The sequence below is a fragment of the Burkholderia sp. ABCPW 14 genome (genome assembly GCF_001523835.1).
In the GTDB taxonomy this organism is placed as follows: Bacteria; Pseudomonadota; Gammaproteobacteria; order Burkholderiales; family Burkholderiaceae; genus Burkholderia; species Burkholderia mayonis.
Genome location: NZ_LOVS01000167.1, coordinates 1 through 15,876 on the forward strand (window position 1 = coordinate 1; position 15,876 = coordinate 15,876).

Here is a 15,876-nt window from a genome sequence, read left to right on the forward strand (position 1 = left end):
TCGCGCCCCGCGTCAATATCCCGCTTCCGACAGGTTCGTCGCTCCTGCAACGTCGATTTTGAAACTTGTGTCATGCCGCCGTTACGTGACGCCGCCGGAAAAGCGCGGATTTTGACCGCCATCGACAGCTGATGAAAGGCATCGTAAATTACGTCTGGGCCATTGAGCAAGGCGAAAAATCCGGCCTGCATCTGCACGCGATCCTTTTCTACGATGCAAGAAAGCATAACCATGACGAGTTTATCGCGGAGCGTATCGGTGAATATTGGTCCGATGTCGTGACCGAAAACAAGGGCGAAGCCTGGAACAGCAATCAAGCCTGGCTAAAACGTCGGTATGCGACGAAACATGGCGTCGGTGTGGGAGAGATCAACTGGAACGAGCGCGAGAAGCGTGATGCACTGCGCAGGAATCTCGTGTATCTCGCGAAAGCCGATCAATACCTAATAAGCCGCAGCATTGAGCACATGCACACGTTCGACATGGGAAAGATTCCGAAGAAGATCAAGTCCGGGCGACCGCGTACGGCACTGCCCGACGGAGACGGCAATTCGGGCATTAGCGGGTGTATCAGGCTCGGGATTTGATGCGACATACGAAGCGTTTTGGATCTTTCCGAATCCATCGACGGACAGTATCCGAAAGGTCCTCAGACGTTAGCTTACATTTTTTGGTAAGTTCGGAATAGTTCTCCGCCAACTCGTCGGCAACCCTGCCAATCGCTTGCTCCAAAGATTTCCATCCTTCAGTTGGGGCCAAGGTCTCCAGCAATTCTGCGACCTTGTCTTTGACAGGTTCGTAATTGAGAGCCTTTTCCTTTCCTCCCGCACTGGCGCGCGCCTTATAGCGCTCGCGAGGATTGGGAATCAGCATCTTTGGACTGGACCAATGTAGACCCTGGTCTAAACAATACGATGCATGATTCAGGTCGGCATTGTCTAGGGCCTTGACTCCCGCTATCGCGTATGCAGTTGCTATGACTGGAGCAGCGAAATGTGCTTCGTAACCAGATCCTGAGCAAGCTAGCACCGGTAAGCCTTCGCTGTTCACGAGATCGTCCACATATTGCCCCGAATGCAAAGCCGTTTTAATCAACCCTTCCAACTTGCTCCATTGTGCGTCTAGCGTATTAGTAGCAATGTAGTTGCGCACGCGATTTTCAATTTGCGCAAATCGCTCCTTCAGAGCTTCATCGGATTGGGGCACGCTCAGATACGGCTCGTGTTGAACCCAACTACCATCAGCGGATCGCCGTCCCTCTATAGAAAACTGCTTCGGCTTTCCAGATTTTCCCCACAATTTTATTGACAACTCGAACGACACAAACCGCTTGTCATGCAGGATACGTCCAATCTTTTTAAACGCACCCTCCGCCGCCACGAAGTAATCATTGATTCTATTTTTCATTTTATCCATCGGAGAATCAGCGTAACTCAACCTTCAAATCCGCTTTCAACCGCTCCAGGTAATCAGCCCACTTCTGCATCATCGCCTTACGTTCCTTAATGAACTTCGTGCGGTTATAGGCCTTGCCGAGCGTGTCGGGCACGGCATGAGCAAGCTGATGCTCGATCACTTCGGGCTTCTGTTCCAGTTCCTCGTGCAGGATCGTCCGCGCCATTGCCCGGAAGCCATGGCCGGTAATTTCGGTTCTCGTATCGAAGCCAAGGCGACGGAGGGCAGCATTGATTGCGGCGTCGCTCATCGGGCGCTGCGCCGACCGCGCTCCCGGAAACACATAACGACCGTGCCCGGTCAGTGCGTGGAGCTCTCGCAAGATCTGAACAGCTTGCGTCGCGAGCGGAACCAGATGCTCAGTCGAGGTTTTCGTGACAAGGTACCGCCACTCGCCCTTATCAAGATCGAACTGAGCCCACTCAGCCTTGCGCAATTCGCCGGGTCGCGTGAACAACATGGGCGCGAGCTTGAGCGCGCAGAGGACAGGAAACGTGCCGGAAAACCCATCGAAGGCCCGGAGCATGGCGCCAACCTTCGCCGGCTCCGTAATCGAAGCAAAGTGGGTCGTCTGCGCCGGCGGAATGGCATTGACCAGATCGCGAGCCGGATCAAACTCACAATAGCCTTCCTTGATTCCGTAGCGGAATGCGCGGCTGATCTCGCCGCGGACCTTGTGGGCTGTGAAACGAGCGCCGCGACTGTCGATCCGCTTGAGAACCGTTAAGATTTCGGGCGCATCGATTTCCGCTACCGGCCGCTTGCCTATCCACGGGAAAACATCCTTCTCGAAGCGAGCCTTGGTCTTCGCCATCGACCCAGCTGTAACGTACGGCTTGAGTTCATCCATCCAGCTAAGAGCAACGGCCTCGAACGAATTAGTTGCGGCGAGGCGTGCAGCACGCTTATCAGCCTTCTTCGCCTCGCTGGGATCGACACCAGCGGCAAGCTTCTTTCGGGCGTCGTCACGCTTTTCGCGAGCAGCAGCTAACGACACGTCCGGGTAGACACCCAACGCAAGCCGCTTCTCCTTGCCCAGGAAACGGTATTTGAGCCGCCAGTATTTCCCGCCGGGCGGCGAGACCTCGAGGTACATACCGCCGCTATCAGCAAGGCGGTACGACTTTTCGCGTGGAGCAGCTTTACGAATCGCGACGTCGGTCAACGGCATAAGGCATCTACCTTACAGCGCTAGGGGGCACTTTTCCCGGGGGCATTTGCCAGACTGCGAAGATTCCCCCGGAGGTGCCCCCACATGCCCCCGGATTCAGACGGGCATCGCTGGACAACGCTGGAATAAAAAAACCCGTGAAGCCTTATGCTATCACGGGTTTCTGGATTTCCGAGGATTCCCTCGGATGGGTGTTTGGTGCCGGCTGCAGGACTCGAACCCGCCACCTGATGATTACAAATCAACTGCTCTACCAGATGAGCTAAGCCGGCGTTGAACTAGAAATTCTACATCATTTCACGATCTTGAGGCGAGGCCGACTGCCTTTCGCGCCATCGCCGTCGCCATCGGACTTCGGCGGTTCGTCCACGCGATTGCCTGGTTCCGGCGCCGCTTCCGCTGCGCCCCGCGCGCCATCGGCCGCCGCGGCCTGCCCACCGACGTCGTCACCATCGCCCGCAGCAGCAAGCGCCTCGCCGCCGTCATCGTCGCCAGCCTCCGCGACGACGTCGACCTGAAACGCCATCCCCTGACCGTTCTCGCGCGCATAGATCGCGAGCACATTCGCAATCGGCACCTCGATCTTGTGCGCCTTGCCCGAGAACCGCGCAGTGAACTCGATCCAATCGTTGCCCATCTGCAACTGGCTCGTCGCCTCGAAGCTGATGTTCAACACGATCTCGCCGTCGCGCACGAACTGGCGCGGCACGCGCGTCGACTTGTCGACCCGCACCGCGATGTGCGGCGTATATCCGTTATCCGTGCACCACTCGTACAGCGCGCGCAGCAAATACGGCTTCGTGGAAATCTCTTGCATCGCCATCCTCGAACGGAAGCGGATGCGGCGACGTCGCGCCGCCGCATCTGCCCCCCAGTCACTTACAGCTTAACGACGCATGACCTTTTCGGACGGCGTCAGCGCTTCGATATAGGCAGGACGGCTGAAGATCCGCTCTGCATACTTCATCAGCGGCGCGGCGTTCTTCGACAGATCGATCCCGTAGTGATCGAGACGCCACAACAGCGGCGCGATCGCGACGTCGAGCATCGAGAACTCTTCGCCGAGCATGTACTTGTTCTTCAGGAAGATCGGCGCGAGTTGCGTCAGGCGATCGCGGATCGCGAGGCGCGCCTTCTCGTGGCTCTTCTCCGCCGCCTTGCCCTTCTCGTTTTCGAGCGTGCTCACGTGCACGAACAGTTCCTTCTCGAAGTTGAGCAGGAACAGGCGCGCGCGCGCGCGCTGCACCGGGTCGGCCGGCATCAGTTGCGGATGCGGGAAGCGCTCGTCGATGTACTCGTTGATGATGTTCGATTCGTACAGGATCAAATCGCGTTCGACGAGAATCGGCACCTGTCCGTACGGATTCATCACCGCGATGTCTTCCGGCTTGTTGAACAGGTCGACGTCGCGAATCTCGAAATCCATGCCCTTTTCGAACAACACCAGCCGGCAACGCTGGGAGAACGGACAAGTCGTGCCGGAATACAGAACCATCATGTTTGCGTTTCCTCAAAAAGCTGAGGGCCAGCGCGCGGAAAAGCCACCCACAGGCTCTTCCTTGCGCTGGCCCCACGCCAGTCACGGCGTGATTACTTGATATCTTTCCAGTAGGCGGCGTTGAGCCGCCAGGCGAAAAAGGTCAGGACACCGAGGAACAGCAAGACCCACACGCCGAGGCGTTTGCGGGTCTGTTGCGCCGGCTCGGACATCCAGCTCAGGTACGCGACCAGGTCACCGACGGCAGCATCATAATCCACCGGCGAAAGCGTCCCGGGCGTCACCTGCTGAAACCCGACGAGCTTGTGCACCTTCTCGCCCGTTTCCTCGTCCTTCTTTTCCTCGAATTTTGCAATGCGCTCCCCTTGAAGCTGCCACAGCACGTGAGGCATGCCGACGTTCGGGAACACGGCGTTGTTCCAGCCCGTCGGCCGCGTATCGTCGCGGTAGAACGTGCGCAGATACGTGTAGAGCCAATCACGGCTGCGGGCGCGCGCTTCGACGGACAGATCCGGCGGCGCGGCGCCGAGCCAGGTCTTCGCGTCTTCCGGCCGCATCGCGACACTCATCGTGTTGCCGACCTTGTCGGTCGTGAACAGGAGATTCGCCTCGATCTCCTTCTGCGAGATACCGAGATCCGTCAGCCGGTTGTAGCGCATCAGGTTCGCACTATGGCAATTCAGGCAATAGTTTACAAACAACTGCGCGCCATGCTGCAAGGAGACGAGATTCTCCGTGTTGTCGGGCGCACGGTCGAGCGGAAATTCGCCCTCCTCGGCCCGCACGGATACGCTCGTCAGCAGACATGCCGACACAATAAACATTGCGAGCGTCGAAAGCAATTTCTTCATACTTATTCCTCCTCGCTCACGTCAATGGGATTTGAACCGCACGCGTTCGGGCGGCTGCTTGAATTTGCCGAGCGGCGTCCAGAACGGCATGCCGAGGAAGAACGCGAAATACACGAGCGCGCACACCTGCGCGATCAGCGTTGCGGCGGGCGAAGGCGGCCGCGTGCCGAGGAACGCGAGCGTCAGGAACACGGCGACGAAGATCCCGAAGAACACCTTGTGGAAGAACGGTCGGTAGCGGATCGACTTCACCGGGCTGCGGTCGAGCCACGGCAGGAAAAACAGCGTGACGACGGCCCCACCCATCACGACGACGCCCCAGAACTTCGACTCGGTAAAGTACATGAAGACGACGAGCGCCGCGGCGAGCGCGGGCAGCGCGATCTTCCACTTGCCGCGCGCGCGCACGAGCGCAAAGAGGCCGGACGCCACGAGCACGATCATCAGCACGATCTTGAACGGGTCGGTCGTCGCACGCAGCATCGCGTAAAACGCGGTGAAGTACCATACGGGCGCGATCTCCGGCGGCGTCTGCAGCGGATTCGCCGGGATGAAGTTGTTCGCCTCGAGGAAGTAGCCGCCCATCTCCGGCATGAAGAACAGGATCGCCGCGAACACCATCAGGAACACGCAGACGCCAAAGAAATCGTGCACCGAGTAGTACGGGTGGAACGGAATGCCGTCGAGCGGCACACCCTTCTCGTCCTTCTTCTCCTTGATTTCGATGCCGTCCGGGTTGTTCGACCCCACTTCGTGCAGCGCGATCAGGTGCGCGACGACGAGCCCGAGCAGAACGAGCGGAATCGCGATCACGTGGAACGCGAAGAAGCGGTTCAGCGTGACGTCGGACACGACGTAGTCGCCGCGAATCCACAGCGACAGGTCCGGACCGATGAGCGGAATCGCCGAGAACAGGTTCACGATCACCTGCGCGCCCCAGAACGACATCTGACCCCATGGCAGCAGGTAGCCGAAGAACGCCTCGGCCATCAGGCACAGGAAGATCGCGCAGCCGAAGATCCACACGAGTTCGCGCGGCTTGCGGTACGAGCCGTACAGCAGGCCGCGGAACATGTGCAGGTAGACGACGACGAAGAACATCGACGCGCCCGTCGAGTGCATGTAGCGGATCAGCCAGCCCCACGGCACCTCGCGCATGATGTACTCGACCGACGCGAACGCGAGCGTCGAGTCGGGCTTGTAGTTCATCGTCAGGAAGATGCCCGTGACGATCTGGTTGACGAGCACGAGCAGCGCAAGCGACCCAAAGAAATACCAGACGTTGAAGTTCTTAGGCGCGTAGTACTCGGAAAGATGCTGCTTCCAGGTGGAAGTCAGGGGAAAGCGCCGGTCGACCCAGCCGAGCAAGCCTGTTGTGGAGATCTCTTTGTTATCGGTCGCCATTTACGCTTCTCCTTTCTCGTCCTTGCCGATCACGAGCGTCGTGGCCGACGTGAACATGTAAGGCGGGACGTCCAGATTTTGCGGCGCCGGCTTGTTCTTGAAGACCCGTCCGGCGAGGTCGTAAGTCGAGCCGTGGCACGGGCACAGGAAGCCGCCCGGCCAGTCGTCGGGCAGGTTCGGCTGCGGCCCGGGCGTGAAGCGCTGGCTCGGCGTGCAGCCGAGGTGCGTGCACACCGCCATCACGACGAGAATGTTCTTGCGGTCGGCCCTCGACCGGTACTCGTTCGCGCAATATGCGGGCAACGGCATCGAGTACGGGGATTTCGACTGCGGATCGGCGACTTCCTTGTCGGCCTTGACGACGTCGGCGAGCATCGAGTCGGTGCGGTTCAGCACCCAGACCGGCTTGCCGCGCCAGGCGACCGTAAGCATTTCGCCCGGCTTGAGCGCGCTGATATCGACCTCGATGGGCGCGCCCGCCGCCTTGGCCCTCGCAGACGGCGCCAAAGACGCTGCGAAAGGTACTACGGTGGCGACGCCTCCTACGCCACCTGCTACGGATGTCGCAATCAGCCATGTCCGGCGGCCGCTGTCGACGTGTTCCTCTTCTTTGTCTCGCATTACACGCCCCAATTACGAGTTGGATTTCCGTCACGACATTTCACACCGCCGCTAGTTTGCTCGAATGGAGTCGGCATTTACAAGACCCGGATGTTAAATACCTCCGGAAGCCATTATTAATCAAGGGTTTCCCCGGGCTATCGAAATTTCCGTGCCGATAATCGACGGAATGCGCAACGCGTCATGTTTTTCTTTGGATGCGGTGCGACAATTTGTGCCGTTAAACCGGGTTATGAATGTCGATAAAAATATGCTCGAGATCGAATCGTTCCGATAAATGCTGGCCGAGCGCCTGGATGCCGAAGCGCTCGGTCGCATGGTGCCCCGCCGCAACGAACGCGACGCCGCTTTCGGCCGACGCGTGCGTCACGTACTCGGACACTTCGCCCGTCAGGAACACGTCGGCGCCCGCGTCGATTGCCGCGTCAAAATAGCTTTGTGCGCCGCCCGTGCACCATGCGACGCGGCGGAGCTGCTGGTCCGCATCGCCGAGCACGAGCGGCGTGCGGCCCAGCGTGTTCTCGACCTTCGCGGTGAAGTGCTCGAGCGTGACGGGCATCGGCAGCGTCGCGAGCCAGCCGAGGCCCTGGTCGCCGAAATGGGCGTCGCCGATCAGGCCGAGGCGTTCGCCGAGCTGCGCGTTGTTGCCGAACTCGGGGTGCGCATCGAGCGGCAGATGGAACGCGAACAGGTTCAGGTCGTTCGCGAGCAGGCGCTTCAGGCGCTGGTACTTGCGGCCCGTGATTTGCGGCGCCTCGTTGCGCCAGAAGTAGCCGTGATGGACGAGCACCGCGTCCGCGCCCCATTCGAGTGCGCGATCGAGGAACGCGAGCGAAGCCGTCACGCCGGTGGCGATTTTTTCAATCTTGCGGCGGCCTTCCACCTGGAGGCCGTTCGGACTGTAGTCCTTGAACCGCTCAATTTCGAGGGTATTGTTCAAGTACAATTCAAGTTCGATCCGATCCATATAAACCTCTAATATCTTCAAATGCTTAGACGCTTCTGGCTGTTCTTCGCCCAAGCGGTGACGGTGCTGCTCGCACTGATGTTCATCGTGGCGACGCTCAAGCCGCAATGGCTCCAACGGCAGGGACAACTCGGCAAACAGCTCGCGGCGCCGATCGTCGCGCTGCGGGAAGTCGCGCCCGGCGTCGGCGGCGCGCCCGCTCAATCCTCGTATGCGGACGCCGCGCAGAAGGCGATGCCCGCGGTCGTCAACGTATTCTCCAGCAAGGACGGTTCGCTGCCGCCCGATCCGCGTGCGAAGGATCCGCTCTTTCGCTATTTCTTCGGCGATCGCAACGCGCGGCGGCAGCAGGATGAGCCCGCGGCCAATCTGGGGTCGGGCGTCATCGTAAGCTCGGAGGGTTACATTCTAACGAACCAGCACGTCGTCGACGGCGCGGACCAGATCGAGGTCGCGCTCGCCGACGGCCGCACCGCGACCGCGAAGGTGATCGGCAGCGATCCCGAGACCGATCTCGCGGTGCTCAAGATCAACATGACGAACCTGCCGACGATCACGCTCGGCCGGTCGGACCAGGCGCGCGTCGGCGATGTCGTGCTCGCGATCGGCAATCCGTTCGGCGTCGGCCAGACGGTCACGATGGGAATCATCAGCGCGCTCGGGCGCAATCATCTCGGCATCAACACGTTCGAGAACTTCATCCAGACCGACGCGCCGATCAACCCGGGTAACTCGGGCGGCGCGCTCGTCGACGTGAACGGCAACCTGCTCGGCATCAACACGGCGATCTACTCGCGCTCGGGCGGCTCGCTCGGGATCGGCTTCGCGATCCCCGTCTCGACCGCGCGCAACGTACTCGAGAGCATCATCACGACAGGCGCCGTCACGCGCGGCTGGATTGGCGTCGAGCCGCAGGACGTGACGCCCGAGATCGCCGAGTCGTTCAGCCTCGCGCAAAAATCGGGCGCGATCGTTGCGGGCGTGCTGCAGGGCGGCCCGGCCGACAAGGCGGGGATCAAGCCGGGCGACATCCTCGTATCGGTCGACGGCGAGGAAATCACCGATACGACGAAGCTCCTGAACGTCGTCGCGCAGATCAAGCCGGGCACGCCGACCAAGGTGCACGTCGTGCGCAAGGGCAAGGAGCTCGACGTGACGGTCGTGATCGGCAAGCGGCCGCCGCCGCCGAAGCAGGCGCTCGACGAGCAGAACAGCGACGAGGAAGAGTAAGCAAGGCGTCGGGGCGGCCGAGACAACGCCCGCGACGCACGCTTCGCCGCCTTCCGGCGTGACGGCAAACAAAAAAAGCAACCCAAGTGAACTTGCCCCCAAAAGTTGGATCGGTGTCCAACGTCCTGGGGTCGGTTCAAAGATGGTTGCTTTTTTGCTTCTTGCTTCTGCCGGGCCTGATCGAACCGACCGCCCGACGCGAAGCGGCTCTGAGCAAAAGCCGGCGCTTGCCGCCGCTCGTACGGGCCACCGGGCCGTCCATGGCCTTGCAGCGCCCCAGCTACGCGCCGGCAAGCCCGGCCCCGCCGCCCTGGCCGCCGCCGCTCAGCTCGCTGCGGTTTTGCCTTGGTCTTCTTCCTTCGGCCGCGGCTTGACGAAGAGCCGCGCCGCGATGATCCCCGCCTCGTACAACAGCACGAGCGGCAGCGCGAGCATCAGTTGCGAGAACACGTCGGGCGGCGTCACGACGGCCGCGACGACGAACGCGCCGACGATCACGTACGGCCGGATCTCCTTGAGCTTCTGCACGGTCAGCACGCCCATCCGCACGAGCAGCACGACGACGACCGGCACCTCGAACGTCACCCCGAACGCAACGAACATGCCGAGCACGAAGCTCAGGTAATTGTCGATATCGGTCGACATCTCGGCGCCGAGCGGCGCGTTGTAGTGCGCCATCACGCGGAAGATCGTCGGGAACACGATGAAGTACGCGAACGCCATCCCGCACAGGAACAGCACGTAGCTGCTGCCGACGAGCGGCACGACGAGCTTCTTCTCATGCTGGTAGAGCCCGGGCGCGACAAACGCCCAGATCTGGTACAGCACGATCGGCAGCGCGATCACGAGTGCGACGAGCATCGTCACCTTCATCGGCACGAAGAACGAGCCGGTGACGTCGGTCACGATCATCTTGCCGCCCTTCGGCAGGTTCTGCATCAGCGGCCGCGCGAGCAGCCGGAAGATGTCGGGCGCCCAGTAGACGAGCCCGAGAAACACGACGATCACCGCCACGCCCGCCCGGATGATGCGGTCACGCAGTTCGACGAGATGGGAGATGAAGGTTTCTTCCGGAACTTCATCCGGATTGTGCTGGGGGTCGCTCACACCGGCCCTCGGTTGAAATGACTAGCGCGAATCATCGCTCAGAAGAAACGCGCGGGACGGCGCAGGCTCGCCGGCTGGTGCCGCGCGACGCGCGCGGCGCCCGACAGCACCTGCGTGCGGCGCATCGTTGCGCGCTTGTACCAGACGGGCGTCGCCGTCTTCCTTACCCGCCAGTTGCGGCGCTTCGCCGACGCGGCGGCGACGCCGCGCCACGACGGCTTGCCGAACGGCGCAGCCGAGCCGTCCGACGCGTCGGCGGCCGCCGGATCGCCCGACGACACCGTCGAGTTCCACGCGGCGTTGAGATCGCGCTCGTGCTCGCGCAGGTTGTCGTGGATCGTGTTCTCGACGTTGCGCGCGGCCTGCTCGAAATCGCTCTTCATCGAGCGCAGCGCATCGAGCTCGATCTCGCGCGAGACTTCCGCCTTCACGTCGTTGATGTAGCGCTGCGCGCGCCCGAAGAGCGCGCCGGCCGTCCGCGCGACGCGCGGCAGCCGCTCGGGGCCGAGCACGACGAGCGCGACGACGCCGATCAGCGCCATCTTCGAAAGACCGAGATCGAGCATCGCGGCAGTCCGTCAGCGCGTCTTATGCTTTGTGCGAATCGGACGAGCGCGACGCGGCTTCCTTCGCGTCGACGTCGACCGATCCCGAGCGCGGCAACTGCTGCGCGTCAGCGGGGGTTTCGCTCTCCTTCATGCCATCCTTGAAGCCCTTGACCGCACTGCCGAGATCGTTGCCGATGTTGCGCAGCTTCTTCGTGCCGAACACCAGCGCGACGATCAGCAACACGATCAGCCAATGCCAAATACTCAATCCGCCCATGATGAAACTCTCCTAAACCTCGCCGGTCTCGCGGCGCAAATCGCCGGCCCCGCGCCGGCTTCGTTCGGATGACGGGCGGCACCCGTCATCTCATCCCATCCGGCGCCACGGACGCGGCCCGGCCAGAATATGCGCGTGCAGGTGATAGACCTCCTGCCCGCCGCCCGGCCCGGTATTGATCACGGTCCGGAACCCGGTTTCGCCGCCCGTATACGCGCAGCCCAGCTGCTCGGCGAGCCGCGCGACGAGAACCATCATTCTACCAAGCAGCGGCGCGTCTTCCTCGGTGACGGCGGACAGCGTCGGCACGTGCTTGCGCGGAATGACGAGCACGTGCGTATCGGCTGCGGGCCGGATGTCCCTGAAGGCGACGAACTCGTCGTCCTCGTGCACCCTCGTGCTCGGAATCTCGCCTGCCGCGATCTTGCAGAACAGGCAGTTCGGATCGTGACTCATCGTGTTCCCCGACGCGTCCCGCAAGGCGTCAGAACCATGCCTGCGGATCGAGCGTCTTGTTGTCGTTCAAGTACAGCCAGCCTTTGATGATACGGTACAGCGTCCAGATCCACACCGCGCCCAGCACGATGAAGCCGACCCCGACAAACAGCAGCGCAAAGCCGATCAGATACGCGATCAGCGCGCGCCAGAAGGTGCGGATCTGCCATTCGAAATGGGCCTGATACGCGGTGCCGAGCGTATCGTCGCGCTTCACGTAGTTGATGATGATCGCGACGATGCCCGTGATGCCGCCCGTCAGCCAGTGAATCGCGTACAGCAGGTAAAGGATGTGCGTCAGCGTGCGCAACGATTGCTGGCGTTCGCTCTCGGTCGCGTTCTGGTATGACGGCGGAAATTGGTTCGGCGACTCTGACATGATGCTATTCCCCTTTGATGACAAATCTTACGCGGCGTGTGGCCGCATCGGCTCATCCGCCGTTTTCTTCGCGCTCGCGCCGCTTGCGCAGCGCTTTTTCCTCGATGCCCGACAACCCTTCGCGCCGCTCGAGCTCGGCGATCACGTCGGCGGGGCTCAGGTCGAAGTGCGACAGCGCGACGAGGCAGTGGAACCACAGGTCCGCGACTTCGCCGACGAGCGCGGACGGCGCGCCGCCCTGGCGCACATCCTTCGCTGCGAGCACCACTTCGGTCGCTTCCTCGCCGATCTTCTTCAGGACCGCGTCGTCGCCCTTATGGAAGAGGCGCGACACGTACGATTGCTCGGGATCGCCGCCCTTGCGGCTGTCGATCACGGCGGCCAGGCGCAGCAGCGTGTCTTCGATCGTCGATTGCGTCATTTGTAGATGTGTTCGGGATCTTTAAGTACCGGATCGACCGCGACCCATTCGCCGTCATCGACGGTGCCCTCGAATTTCTGGAAAAAACACGAGCGCCGGCCGGTGTGGCACGCGATGCCCTCGACCTGCTCGACCTTCAGCAGCACGACGTCCTCGTCGCAGTCGATCCGCACTTCGTGCACGTGCTGCACGTGGCCCGACTCCTCGCCCTTGAACCACAGGCGCTGCCGCGAGCGCGAGTAGTACACCGCGCGCTTCAATTCGATCGTCTTCGCCAACGCTTCGCGGTTCATCCACGCGAACATCAGCACGTCGTTCGTCGCCGCGTCCTGCGCGATCACCGGCACGAGGCCGTTCGCGTCCCAGCGGACCTTGTCGAGCCAGTCGCCCGGCGTCACTGTTTCGTTCATCACAACCTCACCGGAATGCCGCGCTCGGCCATGAAGCGCTTCGCCTCGCCGACCGTGTGCTCGCCGTAGTGGAAGATGCTCGCGGCCAGCACTGCGTCCGCGCGGCCTTCGGTGATGCCCGCCGCGAGGTGCTCGAGCGAGCCGACGCCGCCCGACGCGATCACCGGCACGGACACCGCGTCCGACACCGCGCGCGTCAACGCGAGATCGAAGCCCGCCTTCGTGCCGTCGCGGTCCATGCTCGTGAGCAGGATCTCGCCCGCGCCGAGCTCGGCCATCTTGCGCGCCCATTCGACGGCATCGAGGCCCGTGCCCTTGCGGCCGCCGTGCGTGAACACTTCCCAGCGCGGCGCCTCGCCTTCGCCCGACACGCGCTTCGCGTCGATCGCGACGACGATGCACTGCGAGCCGTACTTGTCGGCCGCGTCGCGCACGAGTTGCGGATTCGCGACCGCCGACGAGTTCATGCCGACCTTGTCCGCGCCGGCGTTCAGGAGACGCCGCACGTCCTCGACCGCGCGCACGCCGCCACCCACCGTGAGCGGAATGAACACCTGCGACGCGACCGCCTCGATGATCGGCAGGATCAGGTCGCGGCCGTCCGACGTCGCGGTGATGTCGAGGAACGTGAGTTCGTCGGCGCCCTGCTCGTCGTAGCGCCGCGCGATCTCGACGGGATCGCCCGCGTCGCGCAGTTCGACGAAATTGACGCCCTTGACGACGCGCCCGGCGGTCACGTCGAGACAGGGGATGATGCGTTTAGCTAGAGCCATGATGTTGCGCGGCATGCCGCGGGTAATGCCGCCCGCACGCGGCGGACGGCTTGGCGAAAAGGCGGAGTGCCGAGGTGGCGCGTCAGGCGTCGTCGAGCTCGCCGTTCAGTTCGTCCGCGCGTTTCTGCGCGACGGCGAAATCGAGGTCGCCCGAGTAGATCGCCCGGCCGCAGATCACGCCTTCGACACCTTCGTCTTCCACTTTGCAGAGCTTCTCGATGTCGCCGATATTCGACAGGCCGCCGCTCGCGATCACCGGAATGCCGACCGCCTGCGCGAGCTTCACCGTCGCCTCGATGTTGATGCCTTGCAGCATTCCGTCGCGGCCGATGTCGGTATAGACGATCGACTCGACGCCGTAGTCCTCGAACTTTCGCGCGAGATCGATCACTTCGTGGCCCGTGAGCTTGCTCCAGCCGTCGGTCGCGACCTTGCCGTCCTTCGCGTCGAGGCCGACGATGATGCTGCCCGCGAACGCGGTGCACGCGTCCTGCAGGAAGCCCGGATCCTTCACGGCCGCCGTGCCGATGATCACGTACGACAGCCCCGCGTCGAGGTACTTCTCGATCGTCTCGAGGCTGCGGATGCCGCCGCCGAGCTGCACGGGAATCTCGTCGCCGACCTCGTCGAGAATCGCCTCGATCGCCTCGAGATTCTTCGGCTTGCCGGCGAAAGCGCCGTTCAGGTCGACGAGATGCAAACGCCGCGCGCCGAGATCGACCCATTTACGGGCCATCGCCGCAGGATCCTCGGAAAAAATCGTCGCCTGGTCCATATCGCCTTGTTTGAGGCGCACACACTGACCGTCTTTAAGATCGATGGCCGGAATCAGCAGCATAGCAATCGGGTGTTGTCAGGGAAAAATGAAGAGATCAAGAGGCGCGCGCCGGCCCATCCGGCGCGATGCCGTCTCGCTAGTTTAGTACAACTCTTTCTGCGTATCCGCTCGCAAGGCCCGTGCGGCGGGCGACTTGCGCACGCCGGGTGTGGCTCTTGCGCCACGTTCAGGGGTTCCAATGGACAAAATTCCGGTATAGCCGCAACCCCACTTCCGCGCTCTTTTCCGGGTGAAATTGGGTCGCGAAGAGGTTGTCGCGCGCGACCGCGGACGTGAAGACGCCGCCGTATTCGGTCTCGCCCGCGGTGTGCGCCGAATTGTCCGGCACCACGTAATAACTATGCACGAAATAGAAACATGCGTTGTCCGGCACCCCCTCCCACAGCGGGTGCGGCCGCGCCTGGCGCACACGGTTCCAGCCCATCTGCGGCACCTTGAAGCGCGAGCCGTCGTCCTGCAGCCGGCCTTCGAGCTCGAAGCGCAGCACCTTGCCCGGCAGCAGGCCGAGGCCCTTCGTGTCGCCTTCCGCGCTCCAGTCGAACAGCATCTGCTCGCCGACGCACACGCCGAGGAGCGGCTTCGCGCGCGACGCCTCGATCACCGCCTCCTGCAACCCGGACTCGCCGAGGCAGCGCATGCAGTCGGGCATCGCGCCCTGGCCCGGCAGCACGACGCGGTCCGCCGCGCGGATCGCCTCGGGCCGGTCGACGATCTTCACGTCGGCGGCGGGTTCCGCCTTCATGAGCGCCTGCGCGACCGAGCGCAGGTTGCCCATTCCATAATCCACAATCGCAATCGAAGTTTTCATGTCAGTGCAGGCAACAATGTCTTCAGTCCATCGACGATGAATTCCACCGCCAGCGCCGACAGCATCAATCCCATCAGACGCGTGACGATGTTGATGCCGGTGCGGCCGATCCAGTGCGCGATCGGCTCGGCGAGCCGCATCGCAATGAAACAGATGAGCGCGAGCGCCGCGCCGATCGCGACGAGCCCGAGCCGGTCGTACCAGTGCCGGGCGTTCGCCGCGTAGACGATCACCGTGCTGATCGAGCCCGGCCCCGTCAGGAGCGGAATCGCGAGCGGCACGACGGCGACGCTGTTCTTCGACTCCGCCTCGTCGCGCTCCTCGGGCGTCGAGCGCGTGTTGCCGATCTGCGCGTTCAGCATCGAGATCGCCATCAGCAGCATGATGATCCCGCCGCCGACCTCCAGCGAACCCACCGTGATCCCGAAGAAATCGATGATCTGCTGGCCGAGCAGCGTCGTCACCGCGATCACGCAGAACACGGAGATCGCCGCGATGCGGATCGTGTGCCGCCGCTCGGTTTCCGTCTGCTGGGCCGTCAGGCTCAGAAAAAACGGCACCGCGCCGAGCGGATTGATCAGCGCGAGCAGGGAGATGAACGATTTGAGCAGATCCATCGCAAG

At 62.4% G+C, this 15,876-nt stretch carries 21 protein-coding genes and 1 tRNA gene; 2 read left to right on the top strand and 20 right to left on the bottom strand.

Annotated elements, in window-relative coordinates; translation table 11 throughout:
• Positions 1–131: 131 nt before the first annotated feature.
• Entirely contained in the window at positions 132–587 is a 456-nt protein-coding gene (locus tag WS62_RS26220; protein ID WP_066577141.1) for an inovirus-type Gp2 protein, read from the top strand.
• Here the strand turns inward: WS62_RS26220 and WS62_RS36985 are convergent.
• The 9 genes from WS62_RS36985 to WS62_RS26260 form a co-directional block, all read right to left on the bottom strand.
• The gene (locus WS62_RS36985) at positions 571–1,416 is read right to left on the bottom strand and encodes a hypothetical protein (RefSeq protein ID WP_156441150.1); all 846 of its coding nucleotides are present in this window, start codon (positions 1,414–1,416) and stop codon (positions 571–573) included. The two genes, WS62_RS26220 and WS62_RS36985, sit on opposite strands and share 17 nt — an antisense overlap.
• 7 nt (positions 1,417–1,423) lie before the next feature.
• Positions 1,424–2,626, bottom strand: a complete 1,203-nt coding sequence (locus tag WS62_RS26225; RefSeq protein ID WP_066577144.1) for a tyrosine-type recombinase/integrase — start codon at positions 2,624–2,626, stop codon at positions 1,424–1,426.
• A gap of 196 nt (positions 2,627–2,822) precedes the next feature.
• Positions 2,823–2,898, bottom strand: a tRNA-Thr gene (locus tag WS62_RS26230).
• A gap of 20 nt (positions 2,899–2,918) precedes the next feature.
• Positions 2,919–3,443 (bottom strand): ClpXP protease specificity-enhancing factor, encoded by a 525-nt coding sequence (locus tag WS62_RS26235; protein WP_066577235.1) that lies wholly within the window; start codon positions 3,441–3,443, stop codon positions 2,919–2,921.
• A gap of 69 nt (positions 3,444–3,512) precedes the next feature.
• The gene (locus WS62_RS26240) at positions 3,513–4,124 is read right to left on the bottom strand and encodes a glutathione S-transferase N-terminal domain-containing protein (RefSeq protein WP_010106845.1); all 612 of its coding nucleotides are present in this window, start codon (positions 4,122–4,124) and stop codon (positions 3,513–3,515) included.
• 92 nt (positions 4,125–4,216) lie between these two features.
• Complete coding sequence (locus WS62_RS26245) at positions 4,217–4,975, bottom strand: cytochrome c1 (protein ID WP_066493940.1); 759 nt, start codon at positions 4,973–4,975, stop codon at positions 4,217–4,219.
• A 21-nt stretch (positions 4,976–4,996) separates the two neighbouring features.
• Positions 4,997–6,379 (bottom strand): cytochrome b, encoded by a 1,383-nt coding sequence (locus tag WS62_RS26250; protein WP_066577147.1) that lies wholly within the window; start codon positions 6,377–6,379, stop codon positions 4,997–4,999.
• Complete coding sequence (gene petA / locus WS62_RS26255; protein ID WP_066493942.1) at positions 6,380–7,000, bottom strand: ubiquinol-cytochrome c reductase iron-sulfur subunit; 621 nt, start codon at positions 6,998–7,000, stop codon at positions 6,380–6,382.
• Between the two features lie 220 nt (positions 7,001–7,220).
• Complete coding sequence (locus WS62_RS26260) at positions 7,221–7,967, bottom strand: Nif3-like dinuclear metal center hexameric protein (protein ID WP_066577149.1); 747 nt, start codon at positions 7,965–7,967, stop codon at positions 7,221–7,223.
• A gap of 21 nt (positions 7,968–7,988) precedes the next feature.
• Between WS62_RS26260 and WS62_RS26265 the strand changes: the two genes are divergently transcribed.
• Positions 7,989–9,197, top strand: a complete 1,209-nt coding sequence (locus WS62_RS26265) for a Do family serine endopeptidase (protein WP_066577151.1) — start codon at positions 7,989–7,991, stop codon at positions 9,195–9,197.
• A 324-nt stretch (positions 9,198–9,521) separates the two neighbouring features.
• Here the strand turns inward: WS62_RS26265 and tatC are convergent, their stop codons facing one another.
• From tatC to WS62_RS26320, 11 genes are all read right to left on the bottom strand, one after another.
• On the bottom strand, positions 9,522–10,304 hold the full coding sequence (gene tatC, locus WS62_RS26270; RefSeq protein ID WP_066577154.1) for a twin-arginine translocase subunit TatC: 783 nt from the start codon (positions 10,302–10,304) through the stop codon (positions 9,522–9,524).
• Positions 10,305–10,342: 38 nt separating this feature from the next.
• Positions 10,343–10,870 (bottom strand): Sec-independent protein translocase protein TatB, encoded by a 528-nt coding sequence (gene tatB / locus WS62_RS26275; protein WP_066577156.1) that lies wholly within the window; start codon positions 10,868–10,870, stop codon positions 10,343–10,345.
• Positions 10,871–10,892: 22 nt separating this feature from the next.
• On the bottom strand, positions 10,893–11,129 hold the full coding sequence (tatA, locus tag WS62_RS26280; RefSeq protein ID WP_059472239.1) for a Sec-independent protein translocase subunit TatA: 237 nt from the start codon (positions 11,127–11,129) through the stop codon (positions 10,893–10,895).
• 90 nt (positions 11,130–11,219) lie between these two features.
• Entirely contained in the window at positions 11,220–11,585 is a 366-nt protein-coding gene (locus WS62_RS26285; RefSeq protein ID WP_010106855.1) for a histidine triad nucleotide-binding protein, read from the bottom strand.
• A gap of 28 nt (positions 11,586–11,613) precedes the next feature.
• Entirely contained in the window at positions 11,614–12,003 is a 390-nt protein-coding gene (locus WS62_RS26290) for a DUF4870 family protein (RefSeq protein WP_066493947.1), read from the bottom strand.
• A 52-nt stretch (positions 12,004–12,055) separates the two neighbouring features.
• Complete coding sequence (locus tag WS62_RS26295) at positions 12,056–12,424, bottom strand: phosphoribosyl-ATP diphosphatase (RefSeq protein WP_059472237.1); 369 nt, start codon at positions 12,422–12,424, stop codon at positions 12,056–12,058.
• Positions 12,421–12,834 carry a phosphoribosyl-AMP cyclohydrolase gene (hisI, locus tag WS62_RS26300; RefSeq protein WP_066493948.1) on the bottom strand — a complete coding sequence of 138 codons (414 nt, stop codon included), beginning with the start codon at positions 12,832–12,834 and terminating at the stop codon, positions 12,421–12,423. The genes WS62_RS26295 and hisI overlap by 4 nt, the downstream gene beginning before the upstream one ends.
• Positions 12,834–13,607 (bottom strand): imidazole glycerol phosphate synthase subunit HisF, encoded by a 774-nt coding sequence (gene hisF, locus WS62_RS26305; protein WP_066577238.1) that lies wholly within the window; start codon positions 13,605–13,607, stop codon positions 12,834–12,836. Before hisF ends, hisI begins: the two co-directional genes overlap by 1 nt.
• An 82-nt stretch (positions 13,608–13,689) precedes the next feature.
• The gene (gene hisA / locus WS62_RS26310; RefSeq protein WP_066493949.1) at positions 13,690–14,445 is read right to left on the bottom strand and encodes a 1-(5-phosphoribosyl)-5-[(5-phosphoribosylamino)methylideneamino]imidazole-4-carboxamide isomerase; all 756 of its coding nucleotides are present in this window, start codon (positions 14,443–14,445) and stop codon (positions 13,690–13,692) included.
• Between the two features lie 166 nt (positions 14,446–14,611).
• Positions 14,612–15,253, bottom strand: a complete 642-nt coding sequence (hisH, locus tag WS62_RS26315; protein ID WP_066577158.1) for an imidazole glycerol phosphate synthase subunit HisH — start codon at positions 15,251–15,253, stop codon at positions 14,612–14,614.
• Positions 15,250–15,870, bottom strand: a complete 621-nt coding sequence (locus WS62_RS26320; RefSeq protein ID WP_066493951.1) for a YchE family NAAT transporter — start codon at positions 15,868–15,870, stop codon at positions 15,250–15,252. Before WS62_RS26320 ends, hisH begins: the two co-directional genes overlap by 4 nt.
• Positions 15,871–15,876 lie beyond the last annotated feature (6 nt).